General features: G+C 48.4%; 11 protein-coding genes. All 11 read right to left on the minus strand.

The window, feature by feature from the left end:
- Positions 1-4: 4 nt before the first annotated feature.
- Positions 5-11,815 carry a fibronectin type III domain-containing protein gene (locus ACJJIS_RS17035; protein ID WP_475708640.1) on the minus strand — a complete coding sequence of 3,937 codons (11,811 nt, stop codon included), beginning with the start codon at positions 11,813-11,815 and terminating at the stop codon, positions 5-7.
- Positions 11,816-11,922: 107 nt separating this feature from the next.
- Positions 11,923-12,795 carry a transglutaminase-like domain-containing protein gene (locus tag ACJJIS_RS17040; protein ID WP_475708642.1) on the minus strand — a complete coding sequence of 291 codons (873 nt, stop codon included), beginning with the start codon at positions 12,793-12,795 and terminating at the stop codon, positions 11,923-11,925.
- Positions 12,785-13,621, minus strand: coding sequence for a hypothetical protein (locus tag ACJJIS_RS17045; RefSeq protein ID WP_475708643.1), 837 nt, complete (start codon positions 13,619-13,621; stop codon positions 12,785-12,787). Before ACJJIS_RS17045 ends, ACJJIS_RS17040 begins: the two co-directional genes overlap by 11 nt.
- Positions 13,622-13,863: 242 nt before the next feature.
- Positions 13,864-14,685, minus strand: coding sequence for an MBL fold metallo-hydrolase (locus tag ACJJIS_RS17050; RefSeq protein WP_475708644.1), 822 nt, complete (start codon positions 14,683-14,685; stop codon positions 13,864-13,866).
- A gap of 164 nt (positions 14,686-14,849) precedes the next feature.
- Positions 14,850-15,533, minus strand: a complete 684-nt coding sequence (gene tsaA / locus ACJJIS_RS17055; RefSeq protein ID WP_475708646.1) for a tRNA (N6-threonylcarbamoyladenosine(37)-N6)-methyltransferase TrmO — start codon at positions 15,531-15,533, stop codon at positions 14,850-14,852.
- Positions 15,534-15,557: 24 nt separating this feature from the next.
- On the minus strand, positions 15,558-17,021 hold the full coding sequence (locus ACJJIS_RS17060) for an NAD-dependent succinate-semialdehyde dehydrogenase (protein WP_475708647.1): 1,464 nt from the start codon (positions 17,019-17,021) through the stop codon (positions 15,558-15,560).
- A gap of 167 nt (positions 17,022-17,188) precedes the next feature.
- A complete protein-coding gene (der, locus tag ACJJIS_RS17065) occupies positions 17,189-18,586 on the minus strand; it encodes a ribosome biogenesis GTPase Der (protein WP_282934066.1) in 1,398 nt (465 codons plus the stop codon).
- A 146-nt stretch (positions 18,587-18,732) separates the two neighbouring features.
- The gene (bamB, locus tag ACJJIS_RS17070; protein ID WP_282934067.1) at positions 18,733-19,896 is read right to left on the minus strand and encodes an outer membrane protein assembly factor BamB; all 1,164 of its coding nucleotides are present in this window, start codon (positions 19,894-19,896) and stop codon (positions 18,733-18,735) included.
- Positions 19,896-20,603, minus strand: a complete 708-nt coding sequence (locus ACJJIS_RS17075) for a YfgM family protein (RefSeq protein WP_475708648.1) — start codon at positions 20,601-20,603, stop codon at positions 19,896-19,898. The genes bamB and ACJJIS_RS17075 overlap by 1 nt, the downstream gene beginning before the upstream one ends.
- 70 nt (positions 20,604-20,673) lie before the next feature.
- A complete protein-coding gene (gene hisS / locus ACJJIS_RS17080; protein ID WP_282934069.1) occupies positions 20,674-21,936 on the minus strand; it encodes a histidine--tRNA ligase in 1,263 nt (420 codons plus the stop codon).
- A gap of 58 nt (positions 21,937-21,994) precedes the next feature.
- A complete protein-coding gene (gene ispG / locus ACJJIS_RS17085) occupies positions 21,995-23,107 on the minus strand; it encodes a flavodoxin-dependent (E)-4-hydroxy-3-methylbut-2-enyl-diphosphate synthase (protein WP_282934070.1) in 1,113 nt (370 codons plus the stop codon).
- Between the last annotated feature and the right edge of the window lie 33 nt (positions 23,108-23,140).

The following is a 23,140-nucleotide window of genomic DNA, read 5'->3' on the forward strand; positions in this document are numbered from 1 at the left end:
GCGTCTACTGAGGGCTGTTATCCTTATTACATACCGGGTCATCACAGGCTGGATCAGGCACACAACGCAGTGAGTCATTACCGCCAATAGACGAATAGCCACCACCGTAACTAGTACCGCCGCCACCTCCGCCTCCGTAGTAATAACCCCCGCCACCGCCACCGCCACCGCCACCGCCACCGCAAGAACCATACGAGGCCGTGCCCCAGCGGGTAGAAGTGCCGCCTGGAACTATTTGCCCATTGGCACATTGACTCTGATAGCTCACTTGATACTGATAACTGTGGCCACCGCAACCTGCACCACTAGCCTCGCCATCTTCATTCGGATTAAAGTCCCTTAGGGCAGTAATACGGTACGGTATATACACAACCTCTCCTGCCTCTAAAGTCTCTGGTACTTCGGCAAGAAACTCGAAGGACACGGTATCGTTACCGGTAGGTAATTTATCAATCATTGATTCCGCACCTATCAATCCATAGTTAGTGAGACTCAACTCCCCGCTAAATACATCGCCCTTTTGCATATCCGGCAGAGTCACACTGATGGGATCAAGCATAACTACGGCTACGGGGACCTGGGTTTCAAAGGTAGCTTCCAAGGTAATCTCGTAGCGGTCTTCCAGGTTAATTTCATTCACCTGCCATTCCACACTAACGATTTGATTCATCAGGAAAACATCTTCCGCAACTGTGGCCCCGGGTTTAACCCAGAGTCGACCGGATACACTTTCATGATCAAAGGCAGTGACACGATAGGCATAACGACCTGCAGGCAGATCTTGCAAGAATGCTTCACCGTTGGCATCACTATTGATAGTGCGAGTTTCAGATAGTACCTGCTCGTTTTGCAGCTCGATCTTGGCACCCGTCAAACCTGGGATGAGCGTATTATTTTCATCCAGGGTTGCCGTGTAGATATCACTGATATGGAAGAACGCATTGCCGATTTCCGAGGTCACTACAGCCACAAACAACTGCAAGGTGAAGCTATAACCACCATCCCCTTCAACTACCAGGCGATATTCATAATTTCCCTGAGGCACAGTATTATCTGGGCTGAATGCGATATTGATATCGCGGCCTTCACCAATTTCCAAATCCCCCAGTGCGGCCGTACCCTCAACTCTTACCCATGTAGGTGCCGGATTACCTTCACCATCTACTAAACTCAGGGTGGTATTGCGCAGCGTATCGAACCCTGTGTTTTTCAACTCGATGGTTTCTGTCGTTGTTCCACCCAAGGCAACACCGCTGTCCACATAAGAGGGAGTGAAATTTATAGCCGGGCGGCTCTCCGCCAAGTTGTATTCCAGGGCTACATTTTCCAGGGACTGCTCAATACCATTTACTGATGCCAATACCTGAAAATATAGGTAGCCCTGATCCGGGGCCAGGTTATCGCCAGAGAGCGAAAGATTTATAACTCCTTTCTCCTGCTCCGCCAGCTCAATGACAGACCCCAAGTCCAGGTGCAAGCCACTGGGAATTTGTATTTGCTCTTCACCCGGTGCAGCCACCGATTCCAGACGCACATCACTCAGCGCTGTACCGTGGCCAGCCGTCACTGTAATCGGCATTTCCTGGGTGTAGTTACGTGGAATATTTACGCTCAGTTGCCCAGGCGTTACTGAAGAAGTTAGTACTGCAAACTCACCTTGAACAGGACGAGAGAGGCTGTCCGGATGGATAACGGAGACCAGCCAATTACCGCTTTGTCCCTGCGGATCAAACTGGTAAGAGAAATTACCAGTGGCATCGGTAATGACTGAAGCGCTGCGCTCAAAGCCACGCAATTCCATAACCAAAGACAAAGGCACATTACTCAGGGCAGCGTCACTATCGCGGTCGAGGGCTCGCCCGGTAATAGTGATAACTTCCTCGGTCCCATAAACTTGCTGCGGAGCTACAGTATCCAACTCACCATAGTAAGCAGTTTCCTGAAGTGAAGCCTGGATGCGAGTGCCATTACCTTGAATTGCCACCTGGGTATCTTTTCCAGTGTGGTAGCGGAACTGATCAATTTCTAAAGTGATTGTGACATCATCCGGTGCAGCTGCAGGGATAGCCACTTCAATCCAGTCAGAGACAAAAGTCTTGCCTGGCTGGACACGTGCCACGGTTTCACCACTGGCTACCGTAATCACATTACCGGTGAATTGCTGTACCGATTGAAGTGCAAGCAGGTTGCTATCCGTGTCTTCAATTCGTATACGTACTTCATCGGAAGTTACACTGCCGTTGCTGCGTGCCACCAGCACCTCAGTTTCTACTGCGGATGTGTTTTCCAGAGTAAAGCGGACTTTCCCAACACCACCGCGATAGAGAGTGTCGGTTTCCAGATCCAAGCGCAACGCCGCATCCCCAACGAGAACCTGATCGGCGGTATTAATAAATATCGTCTCTCCTGGAAGCGGAGATTGTTCCAGACGCAATTGAATATCACTGATAGTATCCAACTTGTCGTAACCACCGATAATTATAGGAATTTCTACCAGCCCACCTGCAGCCACACTAAAGGCTACAGACTGGTGCTCGCGGGCCGTGCCATTATCATTAACAGTCGCAAAGAGTTTGACACCGCTAATATCGCCACTACCGCGATTTTGTACTCGGAAACGCACCTCATTCATCACACCGCGCTTAATGGCTGACTCACCTTCCTTCGATTCAACCACTTCCACTGAGAGTGCCGGTAATAACAAGCTGTGGCCAATACTTGTAGCTCCCAGACTATCTTCAGCCACTACGGTGTAGCGTCGCTCAGCATTTACACCCTGCTCCGCCGCACTGAAGTCACTATCTACAAAACTCGTGGGATTGCCACTATGGGAAATTAATCCACTGGTGATTTCCTGCAGACTTCCCTCTTCTCCAACATAAACTCGATAGCCAGAAATCGCGCTACCAGAGTGATTCCACTGCAATTGGGGACTGCCATTGGCGTCTACCTGAATACTCAAGTCGGAGACCGGTAAAAGACCAAAATTGAGATAAGCCGTCACACTGGGAGCAGATTCATTACCCGCCTCATCCAAGGCGGTTATCACATAGGCATGCTCACTTTCACTGGGTGCCTTATCCAAGGCAATGGTATCGGGGATACCCGTTTGCAGAGGACCTACCGATTGCAGAGTTTCATGAGTAGCATTTTCCCCTTCGGCCAACGCCAATCGATAGAGGTTATAAGTCAGTGTTTCTCCATTTTCGGAGCTACCCTCAATGTCGACGCTGGGGGCCTGCCAAGTAGCGACGATACCTGCCCCATTTAACTCCAGTGCCAGCTCCGTTGGCGCTGCCGGCGGAATGCTATCGGCACCCACTTTGACAGGTACACTCATTGAACTCACTGCGATCTGGTCGTTACTACGGCGTTCACTGGCAATACCGTAATAGTAGTTACCATCAGTGGGCAAGGTATCTTGAGTACTCGTTTCAGAAAGACGCAAAACTTCCGTAAAGTCTGCATCTCCTTCGGCCTTGCGGTACAAAACATAACGAGCATCTTCAACAGAATCCCACTGTAGCGCCACCTCACCGCCAGGTAATGCAGTAGCTTGCAAACTCTGCGGAATTTCAAGAGGTGGCAAGTCACCCTGATAAACCTGGAAGTAGTTTGCCACTCGTATTTTATCGCTTTGGTTCTCCAGATCATCCTCTGCCAGGAAACTAAAGCGCAGCGTATCTACAGTGGGATTGCCCTCCTCGTCCTGGCCGACAGAGGCTGGCAGGGTAAAGCTGCCCACCCACAGTGGCTGTCCTTGAGTAGACTGGGCGTCTCGATTAAGGATAATTCCAGATTCCAATCCGGGCACCACGGTGTTGCCCACCAGTGGTAGCAGCTCAGGCATTGCCCCAGCTTTAACTTCATCACTCAGCTGCAATATCACTTCCACTTGCAAACCATCCTGCTCGTGAACTTTTAAGGGCTCTCCGGGATTTAGTGTAAGAGCAATAACTTCAGGGCCCTCAGCATCAATCAACAGGCTGGTACCCTGTTCAATAACGGTGCCGCGATTACCCACATTATCGTGGGCAGACATCACTGCATAAGCGGTACCTGACATCATGCCTGGCTCGATAATAAAGCTACCGGTATATAGAGTGTCATTGCTGTAGTCTTTGCTGAGTTCTACTGCGACAGGCACACCACCATCTGGCGCCATAGCAAAATAGGGTTGATTGCGTAATGGCTCATCAAATTGCACGGTTACTTCTACCGTACCCGGCCCATGGCGACCACTAGCGCTATCCACCAAGCCGTTTGTCTGGTAGCTCACTTGTAACGCATGGGGGCCTTCACTATCAGCCTTTGCTTCTACCAAACTGGACAGACTGCCCTCTGTAGCCGCTTCATTAACCGCAGTAACAGCATAAAAGTATTCGCCATCTTCTGTCGGTAAGTCACTGTGTTTCAATTCGGTTAATAGCTGTGAATTAATCCGTTCCCCTTCAAGTACCGAAGTAAATTCAGCATTGGAACGATAAACGTTATAGCCCGCTATTTGGTTATTACTGTCATTACTGCTTACTGCGTCCCAGGAAAGGGAGATCTGGCCCAGCTCTCGCTCTATCACCGTCACGTTGCTTGGCGCATCAGGGATGTCGGTATCCAGGTTAACTTTACGCACATCACTTTGGGCACCATACCCTCCACGACCTGGGTATTCAGCCGCTACAGTAATTGAGTTTTCACCCTCTTGCAGAGAAATATCTACCTGGAAGTTGCCGTAATTATCGACAGTATCAGAATAACCGGTAGGCACACCCTCAAGATAAACCTGAACTTGGGTTTGTTTTTCAGCAGTACCATAAATTGTTACCTGCTCGCTATTGGTTAACCAGCCTTCGGATGGACTAGTAATTTGCGGGGCAGTAGGTGCAGCCAGGGCCACACTAAATTGATACTGCTCAATTATTACATTTTCCCAAATATCATAGATTTTTACGGTTAACCCATGATCACCATCAGCTAAATTAAGCAGCGCAATATCATGGGTGAAGACATTGGTTATGGCTGTGTACTCTGTCCCTTCCAACTTGCCATCCAAATAAAACTCAACACGAGCTACTCCTGAATCGTCAGTTGCCGTGATTTTAAAATTACCATCCTGCGATAATTCCGGTGCAGTATTTAGATCCAAAACCTGACCACCCTGCTGGTACTCCGCAACACTAATTACTGGTCCGTCGGTATCTGCTACAGGGGTTACCGCAACCGGTGTCACCAGTTGTTCAGAGCCACTGGAATTATTCACCGACACCACTGCCACATAATAGGTCTTGTCGTTTTCCAAACCAGCCATAGACCAGCTGTGTTCAGTATCAGATTCACTCCCTTTACTGCGCAGTGATTGATAATGCATACCCGAAATACTACTGAAAGTATTTTCTTCTACATATACTGCATAATTTTTTAAAAGCGAATATGGGGAAACACTGGACCACTGAAGGTCAATTCGGCTGCTCTTCGCCTCAACAGTGACCGATGACGGATTAGGCAATAGGGTAGTACCGGAATCGGTAATACCGCTGGAGCTGTTACCATCATTATCGTAAACGTAAACACGTAACGGATATGAAGTAGCCGCACTTAAACCAGTAACTTGATATTGAACCAGTGCCTGGGGATCAGCCAAAGACGACAGTGGAATATCATCCACTCGATCACTCTCAGTAAATGCCACACGGTAGCCCGCCAAATCTTCGGCAGAATTAGCAGAAGGATTCCAGCTCAGCATCAGGTTATCTGCACCTGGTGTCACAACTAAATTAGTAATTTCATCTGGTGCAACGGTATCAACCGGTGTCACTGCAATAGAACTTACCGATGGATTAAATAATCCCTGGGAATCATAAGCCACAACAGCAAAATGCATCGCCGTTCCGCGTGGCAACCCCTCAACCCGATACAGCTTAGATCCCTGTGCTACTGTCGCTACCGGAGTTTTACCGGCGATATCAGTAAAGTTAGCCGCACTTTGATAGATTCGATACTCAGCTATGTCATTGCCATTATCGAACTCGTTATAGTTGCTCCAATCCAGGGTCACCTCAGTACCACTACCACTGGGGTCAATTACCGGGCTTACTACCCCGGGAGGAGTATTATCATAACGAATCTGTGCAACTGATGGATCACTAACATTTCCTGCAGCGTCGCGTACCGTAAATGAAATTTCATTATCCCCTTGCAAAAGAGCAACTTGGGTACTCCAGCTGGTGCTAGATGAGTTAACAGCGGTCAGGTTGCCATTCACCAATATTTCACTATCCGCTTCTTTAGTACCGGAAAATACTTGAGCATTAACGGTAGTAACCTGCGGAAATGCATCCAATACTGGTGCCACTGGCGGCGTGTAGTCCAGGGTAAAAGTATAAGTACGTTGTGAAGAAATATTACCTAACTTATCGGCTACCTGAGCAGCAATCTCATAATCACCATCAATAAATGGTGCTTGGGGAGTAAATTGAATCTGATCCTCGAAGAAATCTATGGAACCGGATAGAGAAATATCATTGCGTTTAATAATTAGTTTACTGGTTTCCAGATCAATACCAGATCCCGCTTCTAATACATTTAACGCGACAACTTGTGGTGAGATGCTATGAAGTCCAGTGGGGTATACACTTGTTACTGAAGGAGCAATTGTATCTATATAAAACTTCAATTGAACTAAATCAGATGTATTTCCACTCAAGTCTATAGCAGCGATACTAAGAATTGATTCACCCTCTGGTAATGAGTAAGTTCCAGCCCAATCACCGCTTCCATTAACAACCTGTTCAATACCATTTATCCAAATCGAGGTATTTTCTTCACGTCTACCAGATAGACTAACCTCTGACTTATTAGACTCATGAAGCACCGGAATGGTTGCCAGGTCTACAACTGGCTTATCTGGCCTCGTTGTATCTATTTGAAATATGTATGTATACACATCATCATAAGGTTCTAATTCGATAGAATCTCTATCTTGATCCATCCCCATACCATTAGCAGCAAAGATATTTGGACCTACCGATAATTTATAATCACCCTCTTGTAATTTCTCAGAAAATGAGATTACTACCTGGGAGACTCCTGTATGTTCAACCTTATTGATCGCTATAAAATGTCCGCCCTCATCCTCTAGACTAAAATCATCGACTTCAATCGAAGACGATTCAATAGAAGTATTAAAATAAACGGTTAGCTCGGTGAGATTAAAATTTATTTTTTCATCAATATTTAAGGCTCTTACCCAAAGAGCTGGCGATTCAATATAAACACTACCATCACCGCCATCCTCTTTTGAGGAACTGTATGAATCTCCCCCTTTTGCCTCAATTTTACTGAAATCAAAGTCTTCATTAAGTCCGTAGTAGAGGGCTATACGACCACCACCCCCGCCATAATAAGAAGGAGAATTTGCAGAATCACCACCATTAGCAGACAGCTCACCAAGCCCAGAAATAGTATTGGCAATTACCCAGATGGAGCCACCGCTGGAACCACCATAGTAAGCAGGCTGTACGCCATTTGCGTAAATCCCACCATCCAGAATTAATTTATCAACCGTAAGCTTTATAGCTCCCCCACCTCGAGCATAAGAATTGAGGGAAGTTCCCAGGGAAGTTGGCTCAGCAAAGTCGCCATAAGTCGTGTCAGAAGCAAGTCCGCCGCCAGTGCCTCCGTGGCTAGCACCGTAAAAGCTAGTACTTCCTCCTATCAAGCCTCTCCCACTGCTATCAATAAAGGATTCCTTATCTACCAATAGATAGCCCACATCCCAGTTAATACCTACCAACGAATCACCATCCCCACTTACAGCCTCATGAGAGATAGAGCTCTGATTACTGAGAACAACTGAATCCCACTGTGTCGGCGGTACATCTGTAGAGTTCGGATATATACTTAAATAGCTTCCATCAAGTTGCAGAGTATTTCCTTCCGCTTGAGGAATCCCTGTGGTATTTAGTATAAGGCTGCTATCCTTCAGGATTAATGTTTTGAGGGGAACAGGATTCTTTATGGTTACATTACTATTAACAAATTCCGTTGATGTAATACCCGAAACATCACCGAGAAGGACAAGATTCGTGTTAACAAATTCAACGGAAGTATTTGCCGGAATATCATCCTGAAATAAACTTTGTGCAGAATTTTTATTTAGACCTATAAAACCAAGCCTTCCCTCTCCCGTAGATTGATCATTTATATAGGTACTTCCAGAGCCTCCATCCTCTTTAGAAGAGCTGTATGAATTACCTCCTTTGGCTTGGATATTATTGAAATCAAAACCTTCATTAAGTCCGTAGTAGAGGGCTATACGACCACCACCCCCGCCATAATAAGAAGAAGAATTTGCAGAATCACCACCATTAGCAGACAGCTCACCAAGCCCAGAAATAGTATTGGCAATTACCCAGATGGAGCCACCGCTGGAACCACCATAGTAAGCAGGCTGTACGCCATTTGCGTAAATCCCACCATCCAGAATTAATTTATCAACCGTAAGCTTTATAGCTCCCCCACCTCGAGCATAAGAATTGAGGGAAGTTCCCAGGGAAGTTGGCTCAGCAAAGTCGCCATAAGTCGTGTCAGAAGCAAGTCCGCCGCCAGTGCCTCCGTGGCTAGCACCGTAAAAGCTAGTACTTCCTCCTATCAAGCCTCTCCCACTGCTATCAATAAAGGATTCCTTATCTACCAATAGATAGCCCACATCCCAGTTAATACCTACCAACGAATCACCATCCCCACTTACAGCCTCATGAGAGATAGAGCTCTGATTACTGAGAACAACTGAATCCCACTGTGTCGGCGGTACATCTGTAGAGTTCGGATATATACTTAAATAGCTTCCATCAAGTTGCAGAGTATTTCCTTCCGCTTGAGGAATCCCTGTGGTATTTAGTATAAGGCTGCTATCCTTCAGGATTAATGTTTTGAGGGGAACAGGATTCTTTATGGTTACATTACTATTAACAAATTCCGTTGATGTAATACCCGAAACATCACCGAGAAGGACAAGATTCGTGTTAACAAATTCAACGGAAGTATTTGCCGGAATATCATCCTGAAATAAACTTTGTGCAGAATTTTTATTTAGACCTATAAAACCAAGCCTTCCCTCTCCCGTAGATTGATCATTTATATAGGTACTTCCAGAGCCTCCATCCTCTTTAGAAGAGCTGTATGAATTACCTCCTTTGGCTTGGATATTATTGAAATCAAAACCTTCATTAAGTCCGTAGTAGAGGGCTATACGACCACCACCCCCGCCATAATAAGAAGAAGAATTTGCAGAATCACCACCATTAGCAGACAGCTCACCAAGCCCAGAAATAGTATTGGCAATTACCCAGATGGAGCCACCGCTGGAACCACCATAGTAAGCAGGCTGTACGCCATTTGCGTAAATCCCACCATCCAGAATTAATTTATCAACCGTAAGCTTTATAGCTCCCCCACCTCGAGCATAAGAATTGAGGGAAGTTCCCAGGGAAGTTGGCTCAGCAAAGTCGCCATAAGTCGTGTCAGAAGCAAGTCCGCCACCAGTGCCTCCGTGGCTAGCACCGTAAAAGCTAGTACTTCCTCCTATCAAGCCTCTCCCACTGCTATCAATAAAGGATTCCTTATCTACCAATAGATAGCCCACATCCCAGTTAATACCTACCAACGAATCACCATCCCCACTTACAGCCTCATGAGAGATAGAGCTCTGATTACTGAGAACAACTGAATCCCACTGTGTCGGCGGTACATCTGTAGAGTTCGGATATATACTTAAATAGCTTCCATCAAGTTGCAGAGTATTTCCTTCCGCTTGAGGAATCCCTGTGGTATTTAGTATAAGGCTGCTATCCTTCAGGATTAATGTTTTGAGGGGAACAGGATTCTTTATGGTTACATTACTATTAACAAATTCCGTTGATGTAATACCCGAAACATCACCGAGAAGGACAAGATTCGTGTTAACAAATTCAACGGAAGTATTTGCCGGAATATCATCCTGAAATAAACTTTGTGCAGAATTTTTATTTAGACCTATAAAACCAAGCCTTCCCTCTCCCGTAGATTGATCATTTATATAGGTACTTCCAGAGCCTCCATCCTCTTTAGAAGAGCTGTATGAATTACCTCCTTTGGCTTGGATATTATTGAAATCAAAACCTTCATTAAGTCCGTAGTAGAGGGCTATACGACCACCACCCCCGCCATAATAAGAAGAAGAATTTGCAGAATCACCACCATTAGCAGACAGCTCACCAAGCCCAGAAATAGTATTGGCAATTACCCAGATGGAGCCACCGCTGGAACCACCATAGTAAGCAGGCTGTACGCCATTTGCGTAAATCCCACCATCCAGAATTAATTTATCAACCGTAAGCTTTATAGCTCCCCCACCTCGAGCATGAGAATTGAGGGAAGTTCCCAGGGAAGTTGGCTCAGCAAAGTCGCCATAAGTCGTGTCAGAAGCAAGTCCGCCACCAGTGCCTCCGTGGCTAGCACCGTAAAAGCTAGTACTTCCTCCTATCAAGCCTCTCCCACTGCTATCAATAAAGGATTCCTTATCTACCAATAGATAGCCCACATCCCAGTTAATACCTACCAACGAATCACCATCCCCACTTACAGCCTCATGAGAGATAGAGCTCTGATTACTGAGAACAACTGAATCCCACTGTGTCGGCGGTACATCTGTAGAGTTCGGATATATACTTAAATAGCTTCCATCAAGTTGCAGAGTATTTCCTTCCGCTTGAGGGATCCCTGTGGTATTTAGTATAAGGCTGCTATCCTTCAGGATTAATGTTTTGAGGGGAACAGGATTCTTTATGGTTACATTACTATTAACAAATTCCGTTGATGTAATACCCGAAACATCACCGAGAAGGACAAGATTCGTGTTAACAAATTCAACGGAAGTATTTGCCGGAATATCATCCTGAAATAAACTTTGTGCAGAATTTTTATTTAGACCTATAAAACCAAGCCTTCCCTCTCCCGTAGATTGATCATTTATATAGGTACTTCCAGAGCCTCCATCCTCTTTAGAAGAGCTGTATGAATTACCTCCTTTGGCTTGGATATTATTGAAATCAAAACCTTCATTAAGTCCGTAGTAGAGGGCTATACGACCACCACCCCCGCCATAATAAGAAGAAGAATTTGCAGAATCACCACCATTAGCAGACAGCTCACCAAGCCCAGAAATAGTATTGGCAATTACCCAGATGGAGCCACCGCTGGAACCACCATAGTAAGCAGGCTGTACGCCATTTGCGTAAATCCCACCATCCAGAATTAATTTATCAACCGTAAGCTTTATAGCTCCCCCACCTCGAGCATGAGAATTGTGGGAAGTTCCCAGGGAAGTTGGCTCAGCAAAGTCGCCATAAGTCGTGTCAGAAGCAAGTCCGCCGCCAGTGCCTCCGTGGCTAGCACCGTAATAACTACTGCCAGATCCGATTAGCCCTTTACCATCAAGGTTAATTGAAGATTCAGCGGATACGATTAGGGTAGTAGTCACTTCCAAATCAACTATTTCATTTACTAAAGCAGTAACGTGGCCATTATTAACTACCTCCAATCTATTAAAGCTGTGCTTTCCAGTCAGAGTGAGCACAACGCCATCAACAACAATATTCTTACCCGAATAGAAATTATCAGTTTCTAAAATAGTAGTATCACTATCTATGAAAATATTCTCTATATCGTCAACATTATCGGGGGAGCTTTCTGCGCCTATCGAATTTACGCCGTAACCGGAAACTTGAATAGCAAACACAGTCAAGGCCATGAATAAAAGTGCAGACAAGTAGCCTTTCATTTAATTTCCCCAATATTATTTCGCCCGTAAATACAAAACGAAAAGATCTAGATAATTTTAAAAGCAATTCTCAAGAAGCTCACGAGAACTCCTGAACTATTTATTTTCTATTGCATTTGCACACTCAGACGTTTGTCATAAATCAAAAAACGCTGACTATTTTTCAAGCGTGAATACTCGTCGAAGTTATAAAATGCAACATAGGATCCATATCCGGCATTCAGTATATTATTCTGCGGATCAGCAATTTCCCACTGATCATTAGCCTTGTATTCAGCCCAGTTGTGATAATTTTCAGCAAATAAGCGACCTGAACTATCAATAGTGAATCCCCCAACCATACGGGCCGGAATATTTGAAGATCGAGTTAACGCAACAAAGGCCGACGCAAATTCGGTACAGTCTCCTTGCCGAGCTGTTATTGCGTAGCTCGCTCCTCTGTCTTCGGCAACATAGCCGATATCTCTGATATTGCGATAAAGCCAACTACTAATCTTTTCTGGATTACCATTGAGTTTAGAGGCTAGAGAGACTATTTCTGGTGCTTTTGTTTCAATCCCCGGCTCACTTCCAAGGTAGCGTGGGTCTTCCAAAGTAGATGGTTGAGGTTTATCGGCCAGCTTTACTACAGCGGTTATATTGACAACTTGGCTGGAAAAGGGAGCTAGACCAGGCAAATCAAATAACAACGCCTGGTTACCTGACTGGTCTACTTTTAACTCAAATGGAAAGTTAGCGTTAATAGATTCCGTTTTTTGATAGGAATTTTGCTCTACCGGTGCAAACGCACTGAAAACGGGGCTCGCTATATATCGATTCGACCGATTACTAACTTCAAAACTATAACGTATCGTTTGGATAGTTTTATATATTGCATCATTGGGTTCAACTTGCTTATATACCCAAAAGCAAGCAAATACTATCGCTCCCAGTAAACAGGCGAGCAGACTAAACTTAACTTGGTACTTCTTATCTTGCACAGCCCGGCATCCCATCCACTCCCGCTCGTTTAGCTGCACCTAATGCACTATTCCTTACGGCATTCTTTAAAGCACTTAATCCACCGGCAATAACGAAAGCCTCACCTTTAAAGCCTAGTTTTAACTTTTTTGCTATACGTTGTTCTTGCCCATCTTCCGCAACAACAAATATTGGCAAGTAGCCATTTAGTGAATAACTAATAAATGCACTGCGTATTCTGGTATTCAGGTCTTCATCTACCTGGTGAGGTACAACTGAGATTCCCATATTTACTAGCTCTTCACCAATACTGTGAGTAGCTGCAAGAGTAACTGCGCCAAAATGACTGAACTCAACCAAATAATCATTCGGAGACACTATGGTGGTCTTCGCTTGAGACAACTCTTCGGGTCTCTTGCCAATCAGTACTTTTGGCTTTTCAAAACCTGAACTCACAAGCTCCTGACATAGCTTTGCCAAGGAGTGCCTCTTGTGGGGTTCAGAAAAAACTAGAATGGCCTTGGATTTAAGGAATTTCTTAGTCTTAACTCTAGAAGTGGTAATTGAAAGGATATCTTGGGGTACATTCTGATCAGGTAACTTTTCAGATACATCAATCAATATAAATTGATCAAGTGTACCAGTTAACTCTTCACTGCGAGCAAAACACAATTCAGATGTGTTTTTAGCAACCCCATAAATTCCGGTAAACGACTGACGGTCGGGTAGGGATATGCAACGATGATGATCATCTGCAGACTCATCTATAGCCACTGCTAGTTGACTACCGAAGAAAAATATCAGCAATCCAATCAGCTGGATTCCTAATCTATAACATCCTGTCAAAGTTAATCGCCCGTACTATCTAGCCCCATAAACCCATAATGGGACTGACTACTCAAGTTGCCACGCATGATAATAACTATCTAAAACGGTCGTCAACCTTAATAAAATTTTTTAATTTTTTATGTATAGATGGCTTTTTGGCATAAAATTAACTAAGCGCAAGAATGTCACGAACATTTTTTGTACTAAAAGTAAAACAGGCGGGACAGGCAGCTTAAGCTACCCTGAAACCAGAACTGAATTTAGAAGCGGGGCATCTCTTCCAAGTTAACTGTCAAACAAGAAGCAATCAAATTCCTCTTGCAAAAGTTATATCCCGTCAAAGCACTGAATAATCCCTCTTTTCCAAGTAAGCGCTGTGTAACCTCTTCCAAGGAAAATCCCTGTTGCGTCAACTCCTGCGCCTCTCCAGATAGATTAAGCAGGTACTCATATTTTTTACTCAACTGCTGCCAACCATCCTCCACCACACCTCTATGAGGGCAAAGGATAACGTCAAATGAATGATCCAGGGCCCCCTTTATACTTTTCACTAATGTAGGGACATCTTCATCAATACGCAGGAACTTTAAGTAGTTGGCAATAAATAAATCAGCGCTAAACAGCCAGCCGCGCTCAGGCAGTAAATAGCAGGTCATATCCTTTGCATGCCCGGGACTAAATACTGGAACCACTTTTTCTTCACCAATGTAGACTTCCTCTGGAAGAGGTGCCACCTCCGCTTTTCCCGCAGTTCCCCAGAAAAACTTCTGCATCGGGGGAATTCGGAAGCCTTTTTTTAATATACCAATAGTCAGATCCGGGGCCACCGCCTGCACACCGGTAAGTTTCTGGATAGCGCCGGCATTGCCACTATGGTCTTCGTGGTGATGAGTCAGCAATAACTGCTTTAGCGGTGCGCTTTGTATAAACGGCTTGACATACTTCCACTGATTGCTGGGACCTGTATCAATTACGGTTCCATTGAGGCGATAAACAACAAAGGTTGTATTAACACCCATATTGACTCGGCCGACGCGAATAGCATCTAAGCCTTGATAATTAAAGGTTTCACGTACTGGCATAGCTGTGCCCTTGGATAGCTAGGCGTTATTTTTAGGCGAATGCCGTATCTTGGGGAATTGTATTTCCCATGAAAATGAATGACATATCCTTTCCGAACCCTAGACAGTCACGGAGGAGACACATCCTGACTTGCTGCAGAATACTGAAACTAGCTGGTCGAGGGTTATTCCAGTGCCACCACTTCTATTCCGGCATCGGTATAACGCCAACGCAAATTGAATTCACACAATTGCATGCCATAAATGCGCTGAGGGTCGGTCTTTTGGTATGCCGGTCTTGGATCCTGGGATAACACCTGTTCAATTAAACGGGGGAGATCTGTACCCCAGTCATCGCGGTAGGCTTTGGCTTTATTCAGAACTGGCTCGGGGATAGTAACGGGAATTTGCACTGGAGCTGCGTCAGCAAATTCACTTTGCGCATGCGTTAACGCATCCGCATAGGGAACATAGGGTTTAATATCCAACACTGGCGTACCATCGACCAAATCTGCCCCGGCAACTATCAACTCCACTTTAGGAGAGGTGCGCACCTCCAGAAGACGAACTACTGACAGCCCGATATTATTGGGACGAAAGGGCGAGCGAGTGGCGAGTACACCCAGTTTCTTATTGCCGCCCAAACGGGGCGGGCGCACTTTAGCTGACCACTGCCCAGCGGCTTGGTGAAATTGGAACACTACCCAGATATGGCTATTTTGCTCCAGACCGGCAACTGCATCTGGCGTATCCAGGGGAGGTAACAACACAATACTGGCGCGACTGGCATCCGCCAATAGTGGCTGGCGGGGTACTCCAAACTTTTCTCCAAAGCAGGAATGCACCCGCGCAATAGGCTCTACAACCATTTAAAATCCAAACACTTTAACAAACTACTTATCAATACCGCCGACACACAGATATTTTATTTCCAGGTAATCCTCAATACCGTATTTTGAGCCCTCGCGCCCCTGCCCGGATTCTTTTACACCGCCAAAGGGTGCCATTTCGTTTGAAATAATACCCTCATTGATACCGACCATACCGTATTCAAGTCCCTCTGCAACACGCCAAATACGACCGATATCCCTGGAGTAAAAATAAGAAGCCAGACCAAATTCCGTATCGTTGGCCATTTTAATGACTTCCTCTTCAGAGGAGAATTTATATAGCGGAGCTACCGGACCGAAGATCTCTTCTTTGAACAAGTGCATTTGATCGGTGGCCCCACCCAATACTACAGGAGAATAAAAGCACTCCCCCATAGTACTGGGACCACCAGCAACTAGGGTTTGCGCGCCTTTTTGCAGCGCATCTTCCACCAGAGATTCCGTTTTCTTCACTGCTTTGGTGGTAATCATAGGACCCATGTCGACACCGCTATCAAAACCACTGCCCATGGAAAGCTGGTTTACCGCAGCGGAAAATTTCTGTGCAAATTCTTCGTAAACACCTTCTTGCACGAAAATGCGATTAGCGCATACACAGGTTTGACCGGCATTGCGATATTTACAAACAATTGCGCCCTTTACGGCTTCGCCAATGTCAGCATCATCAAAAACAATAAATGGGGCATTACCTCCCAATTCCATAGAGGTTTTTTTCATGGTTGCTGCACACTGGGCTTGCAGCAATTTTCCGACAGCGGTAGAACCGGTAAAAGTAAATTTCCGCACTAATGGATTGGCCGTCATTTCTGCGCCAATCTCCGGTGCCTTATCCCCTGCGACAATATTAAAAACACCTGGGGGGATTCCCGCTTCCTCAGCGAGAACTGCGAGAGCCAGTGCGGATAGAGGTGTTTCGGAGGCGGGCTTGGCAATAAATGGACAGCCTGCGGCAATAGCGGGAGCCATTTTGCGTGCGATCATAGCGCTGGGGAAATTCCATGGCGTTACAGAACAGGTCACACCAATCGACTGCTTGATAACCAAGAGCCGTTTATCACTGGAAGGCGGGCTAATAACATCCCCGTAGACGCGCTTGGCTTCTTCCGCAAACCATTCGACATAATTAGCACCATACACAATTTCGGTACGGGACTCTGTCAGTGGCTTGCCTTGCTCTGCGGTCAAAATAATGGCTAGGTCATCAGCGTTAGCAATTATCAGCTCATACCAGCGTCTGAGAATTTTCGCTCTTTCTTTTACCGGAGTATCGCGCCAGGCAGGCCAGGCTTTATCAGCAGCTTCTATAGCACGGCGAGTCTCATCTGCCCCCAAGTTGGCGATTCTGGCAACCGCCTTGCCAGTTGCCGGGTCCAACACATCGAAGGTATCGCCAGAATCAGCGTCAATCCACTGGCCATTGATATAGGACTGGTTGCGCAGCAATGCAGGATTCTTCAGCTTCAACATCGTATTCTCCTTGTGGTTTCTTCCCTGGCCCCGTCAAAAACGGGATCACTGGTACGATAGAAATCCCACAATGCCATTCCATTGTGGGTTAAGGCTGTAGAAGCTGGAGTGGTGCGCAAACCGGCAGTATCCCTTGCCGGCTTACAGGTAACCTAAGTTACCGCCTCTTATTTTTTCTTCTTTTTAACAAACTTCATCAGGCGGCGTTTCTTGGCCTTCTGGCGGTCACTCAGCTTGTTCTTTTTGTCCGCGTAGGGGTTAGCGCTGGTGCGGAACTCAATTTTTACCGGAGTACCGTGCAAATCCAGAGCCTTGCGGAAAGTCTTCTCCAGGTAGCGCACATAATGTGCCGGTACCTGCTCAGTCTGGTTACCGTGGATCACAATAACCGGCGGATTTTGTCCACCGGCGTGAGCGTAGCGCAATTTGATACGATGTCCGTGCACCAAAGGTGGTTGGTGCTCACTTACCGCCCACTCCAGAATACGAGTGAGGTGATTAGTGGACAGTTTGTCTGTAGCGCTCTGGTAAGCACCCTCAATGGACTCGTATAGATGCCCAACACCGGTGCCATGTAGTGCAGAAATAAAGTGCACATCAGCAAAGTCCACAAAGCGCAGGCGACGCTCCAACTCGGCTTTCACATAGTCGCGATGATCCGCTTCCAGCCCATCCCACTTGTTCAGGGCAACTACCAGCGCGCGTCCCGCCTGTACTACGCTGCCCATCAGGTGCATATCCTGGTCCACCAGGCCTTCGCGGGCATCGATCACCAGCACCACCACGTTGGCATCTTCCACCGCCTGCAAGGTTTTGACGATAGAGAACTTCTCCACCGATTCCTTGATATTTTTCCGGCGGCGAATGCCCGCAGTATCGATCAGGGTGTAAGGCTTTTCGTCGCGTTCATAATTGATATAGACGCTATCGCGGGTTGTGCCGGGCTGATCGTAGACAACAACCCGGTCCTCACCCAAGAGGCGGTTAACCAGGGTGGATTTCCCCACATTGGGGCGGCCCACAATGGCAATCTTGATTCCGGTCGCTTCTTCGGCTTCCTCTTCAACTTCTTGCTCGGGCAGGTCCTCGATTACCCGCTGCATCAGGGAGCGAACACCGCGCCCGTGGGTAGCAGTCGTCGGGAAAAGCTCACCAATACCCAATTCATAGAAAGGTGCCAGGGCAATATCCGGGTTTACCCCATCAACTTTGTTGGCCACCAGGAAAGTGGGCTTGGAGCGGGTGCGCAAGCGCTCGGCAATCATCTCGTCGGCTGGGGTCAGGCCGGCGCGGCTGTCCACCAAAAAGAGTACGAAGTCTGCTTCTTCGATGGCCTGCATAGATTGTTCGGCCATAGCCGCATCGATGCCTTCTTCGCCACCGGAAATACCACCGGTATCGACCAGTAACAGCTTGCGCCCGTCGATCTCCGCCTCACCGTACTTGCGATCGCGGGTAAGCCCGGCGTAGTTGGCCACCAATGCGTCGCGAGACTTGGTCAACCGGTTAAAAAGTGTGGATTTGCCCACATTGGGGCGCCCGACCAGGGCAATTACTGGCAGCATACAAATTCTGGTTTTAGCCGTATAAAAAAATACAAAAGCCCGCGCGAGGCGGGCGATTTCAACTTGCCTGCACAGCAGGCTCCATTTGCGGGCTCTAAGCCCTAAGGCGGACAGCCTGTCCGCCTCTCGTCAGTTGGCTGCGATTATCAGGAATCAGCGAGGCGTAGAGCTGATAACTTGCCGTCATCCGACAGCACAAATATCAGATCGCCATCAACCAGAATGGGGATGCGAATCGCATCACCGTCCACCTGCTCGCGGCCAATAAATTGTCCGGAATTGGGGTCCAGCACATGCAGGTAGCCTTCCAGATCTCCCACAACGACCACGTCCTGGAAGAAAGCCGGTCCGCTCAATTCGCGGCGCAATAGTTCGTTATTACTCCACTCGATCTGGCCGCTGCCCACATTGTAGGCATAGACGCTACCGGAGGCATCACTGAGGTAGACATGGCCACCACCTACTGCCACTTCGTGGTGGGTAGAGGCATCGCGAGCCCAGAGGCCGCGGCCATTATCTTTGGACAGGGCGACAACACGGCCCTGGTAGCTGGCGGCAAACACCAAATCGCCGCGCACTACTGGAGCACCATCGATATCAACTACCCGCTCCAGCTCCGCAGAGCCCTGGGGAATAGCGACTCGCTGTTCCCAGCGCTGAATGCCATCGCGGGCGTCCAGGGCCAGCAGTTTGCCGTTATCCAGGCCGGCAATCACCATACCACCGCTGATAACAGGTGCTGCAGTACCGCGCAGGGTCAGTACTGGCAAGTTGGTATTGTGGCTCCACAACTCTTCACCGCTGGTAGCGTCGAGGCCAACCAGCTTGCCATCTACGGTCTGCAGGACAACCACGCCAGCACCGATCGCTGGAGCGGCAACTACTTCGCCGGAGACTTGGTAATTCCATAGCTCAGCGCCGTTTTCGAGGTCCAGAGCCACGGCGCGGCCGCGGTAGTCGGAGACTACCGCCATGCCCAGGCCAGTGCCCACACCACCGCTCAGATCTACATCCAGATCTGTCTCCCAGAGCTTGCGCCCGGAGCTGCGATCAAAAGCACTGATTTCACCATCGCTGCTGGCAGCTATCAGGCGACCATCGATAAGGCTCGGCTGCAGCATCGCGTAACGCTTTTGGTCAATACCGCCAATATCGGCAGACCACACCTCTTGCAGGGCAACAGTGGAGTTAATATCCACCAGTTCGACGGGGTCGACATCTTCCTTCTCGTCATTAGAGGCACAGGCAGCCAGGGCCACCGCTAGCGCCACCGCTGCAGTGCGACCCGCAGCGCGATTCAGAAATCCCATTACTCGTCTCCCTCAGATACAGGCTCGGTTTGGTTCTGAGCGTCACTGCTCTCGGTTATCGCCAGGCTTTCAGCCTTCAGGCGCAGAAGTTGGGTGTTGCCCGCTTGCTCTGGCAGAAGCTCTGTCAGTGCTTGCTCGTACGCGGCACGCGCACCGGCGATGTCACCCTTTTGCTTCAGGATATCACCACGAGTCTCAGAATAAAGGGCCGCGAATGCCGGGGGTATAGTGCCCTCGAGCAACTTCAGGCCTTCATCAGACTCACCACGGGCCGCCAAAACAGCGGCCAGGCGGCGTTTAGCGAGCAACTCCAGGCTTGCTTCACTGGTGTTGTCGAGTACCCACTGCAGCTGCTGCTCGGCAGCTTCCAGGTCATTGCTCTCCGCTGAAATAGCCGCGAGACGCAGTGCAGCCTGGCTGGCGTAGATACGTTTGGCAAAATCATCTTTCAGCTGCTCGGCCACATTCTTGGCAGTGGTAAGCTGCTTGTTGTCCGGTTGATTGTTGTTGGCGGAGACCGCTTCAACGAAAGTCTGGTACAGGTCAGAGGCCGCTTCAGCCTTAGTGCGCTGATCTCCCTGCCACCACTGATAACCGAAGTAACCGGCCAGGGCCAGCACGACGCCAGTCACAATTCCCTTGCCATTTTCCGCCCACCAGCGCTTCAGCGTTTCTATTTGTTCTTGTTCGGTAAGATGCTCAGCCATTGGGTAATTTGCCTTTCCTGTAGATTACTAACTTTCCCGGCGGGGGCCTCCGCCTCCCTCAGTGTTTCTTTCAGCCTTGCAGCAGTGCTGCCAGCTCTTTCGGTGCCAGCGTTTGCTGCGGTTGGTCAGCGCGAAGGTACTTCACAGTTATCTGACCACTTGCAGCCTCATCTTCGCCGATAATCAGCGCATAATCGGCGCCGCTCTTATCAGCTTTCTTCATCTGGCTTTTAAAGCTTCCTCCACCACAGTGCAACTGCAGTCGCAACCAGGGCAGCTCGTCGCGCAATTGCTCGGCGGCTGTCATGGCAGCTGATTGTACATCACCAACGGCAACCAGGTAGGCATCTACCTGTTGCGAAAGGGACTCAGGCAACACTTCTAGGGTTTCTAGCATCAATACAAGACGCTCAACACCCAGGCCAAAACCCACGCCCGGGGTGGCTTTGCCACCCATCTGTTCTACCAGGCCGTCATAGCGGCCACCGGCACATACAGTGCCCTGGGCACCGAGGCTGTCGGTCACCCACTCAAATACAGTTTTTCCGTAGTAGTCGAGACCGCGCACCAACTTGGGATTGATCTCATACTTAACGCCTGCCCCGTCCAAAAGTGCCTTTAACTGACTAAAGTGGGCGGCGGATTCCTCATCGAGGAAGTCCAGTAGACAGGGCGCATCCGCCAGCAGTTCCTGAGTTTGCGCATTTTTACTGTCGAGAATTCGCAGCGGATTGCGCTCCAGACGGCGCTGGCTGTCCTCATCCAGCTGGTCACGACGCTCACTTAAATAAGTGACCAGCGCATCCCGATAAGCAGCGCGGCTCTCGGCGTTACCCAGGGAATTGAGCTGCAGGGTCACATGTTCGCTGATACCCAGCTGACGCCACAGTCGTGCAGTCATGATCAGGATTTCTGCATCGATATCCGGCCCTTGAATGCCAAACACCTCGACACCAAACTGGTGGAACTGACGCAGGCGCCCCTTCTGTGGGCGCTCATAGCGGAACATAGGGCCGAAATACCACAGGCGCTGTGGCTGGTTCAGCAGGTTGCTCTGGATTGCTGCACGCACAGTGCCCGCTGTGCCCTCAGGGCGCAGGGTAACGCTGTCACCGCTCTTGTCATCAAAGGTGTACATTTCCTTCTCGACAATATCGGTAGCCTCGCCCACCGCACGGCAAAATAACTGGGTCGACTCCAGGTAGGGAGTGCGAATTTCGGTGTAGCCGTAGCGACTAGTAAGTTCACTCAGTGTGGCTTCCACGTACTGCCATACCGGGGACTGTTCCGGTAGCAGATCGTTCATGCCGCGAATTGCGCGAAGCTGTTTCAACGCTGTTCCTTAATTTTTCACTCAATTAATTGGGTCTTGCGCAGGGAGCTGTTGCCCTCTACGCCTTGGCGATGATATCCGCTTCGCGCTCGGCCTTGGCGGCCGCCTTCTCGCGAATCAAACGCTCTAAATCATCCACCAGATTTTCATTCTTAAACTTGCGGTCTGGCTGCCCATCCACATAGATGGCATGGCTCGGGGTACCACCAGTCAGGCCTACATCGGCTTCTTTCGCTTCGCCGGGGCCGTTGACGATACAGCCAATTACTGCCACATCCAGCGGTGTAGTCACATCTTCCAGGCGCGTCTCCAGCTCATTCATGGTTTTCACCACATCGAAGTTCTGGCGCGAACAGCTGGGGCAGGCAATAAAGTTAATACCTTTACTGCGCAGACGCAGGCTTTTGAGCAGATCCCAGCCCACTTTGACCTCTTCTACCGGGTCTGCAGCCAGGGAAACCCGCAGGGTGTCACCGATACCGTCGAGCAGAAGGGCACCGAGACCAATCGCCGACTTCACTGTGCCGGCACGCAAGCCACCAGCTTCGGTAATACCCAAGTGCAGCGGTTGCTCAATCTGCTGGGCCAGCTTGCGATAGGCAGCCGTGGCCATAAAGATATCGGATGCTTTTACACTGACTTTGAAGTCCTGGAAGTCCAGGCTGTCGAGGATCGATACATGGCGCAGCGCCGACTCTACCAGAGCATCCGGCGTGGGCTCGCCATACTTTTTCTGCAGGTCTTTTTCCAGGGAGCCCGCATTGACACCGATACGAATCGGGATATTCAGATCGCGAGCTTTATCCACTACGGCCCGAATACGCTTCTCTCGGCCAATATTGCCGGGGTTAATACGCAGACAATCCACCCCCAGGTCTGCGACCCGCAGGGCGATACGGTAATCGAAGTGAATGTCTGCGACCAACGGGACATTCACCTGTTTTTTAATTTCTCCAAACGCCTCTGCGGCATCCATGCTGGGCACAGAAACCCGCACTATATCGGCTCCAGCCTGTTCCAGGCGCTGGATCTGGCCAACAGTAGCTGCTACATCGCAGGTTTCGGTGTTGGTCATACTTTGCACCGAGATCGGGGCATCCCCTCCGACCGGTACATCACCCACCATGATCTGGCGCGACTTGCGGCGGACAATGGGAGATTCAAATTGCATAGGCTGACCTGGTGGTATTACTGATAAAAATCG

This window comes from Microbulbifer maximicatervae (SeqCode), from assembly GCF_056231245.1.

What these genes read in the sequence shown, in the direction of transcription:
- ACJJIS_RS17050 (WP_475708644.1), bottom strand. Translation starts at nt 14,685, where the DNA reads ATGCCAGTACGTGAAACCTTTAATTATCAAGGCTTAGATGCTATTCGC.
- ACJJIS_RS17060 (WP_475708647.1), bottom strand. Translation starts at nt 17,021, where the DNA reads ATGTTGAAGCTGAAGAATCCTGCATTGCTGCGCAACCAGTCCTATATC.
- tsaA (WP_475708646.1), bottom strand. Translation starts at nt 15,533, where the DNA reads ATGGTTGTAGAGCCTATTGCGCGGGTGCATTCCTGCTTTGGAGAAAAG.
- ACJJIS_RS17075 (WP_475708648.1), bottom strand. Translation starts at nt 20,603, where the DNA reads ATGGCTGAGCATCTTACCGAACAAGAACAAATAGAAACGCTGAAGCGC.
- der (WP_282934066.1), bottom strand. Translation starts at nt 18,586, where the DNA reads ATGCTGCCAGTAATTGCCCTGGTCGGGCGCCCCAATGTGGGCAAATCC.
- bamB (WP_282934067.1), bottom strand. Translation starts at nt 19,896, where the DNA reads ATGGGATTTCTGAATCGCGCTGCGGGTCGCACTGCAGCGGTGGCGCTA.
- ispG (WP_282934070.1), bottom strand. Translation starts at nt 23,107, where the DNA reads ATGCAATTTGAATCTCCCATTGTCCGCCGCAAGTCGCGCCAGATCATG.
- ACJJIS_RS17035 (WP_475708640.1), bottom strand. Translation starts at nt 11,815, where the DNA reads ATGAAAGGCTACTTGTCTGCACTTTTATTCATGGCCTTGACTGTGTTT.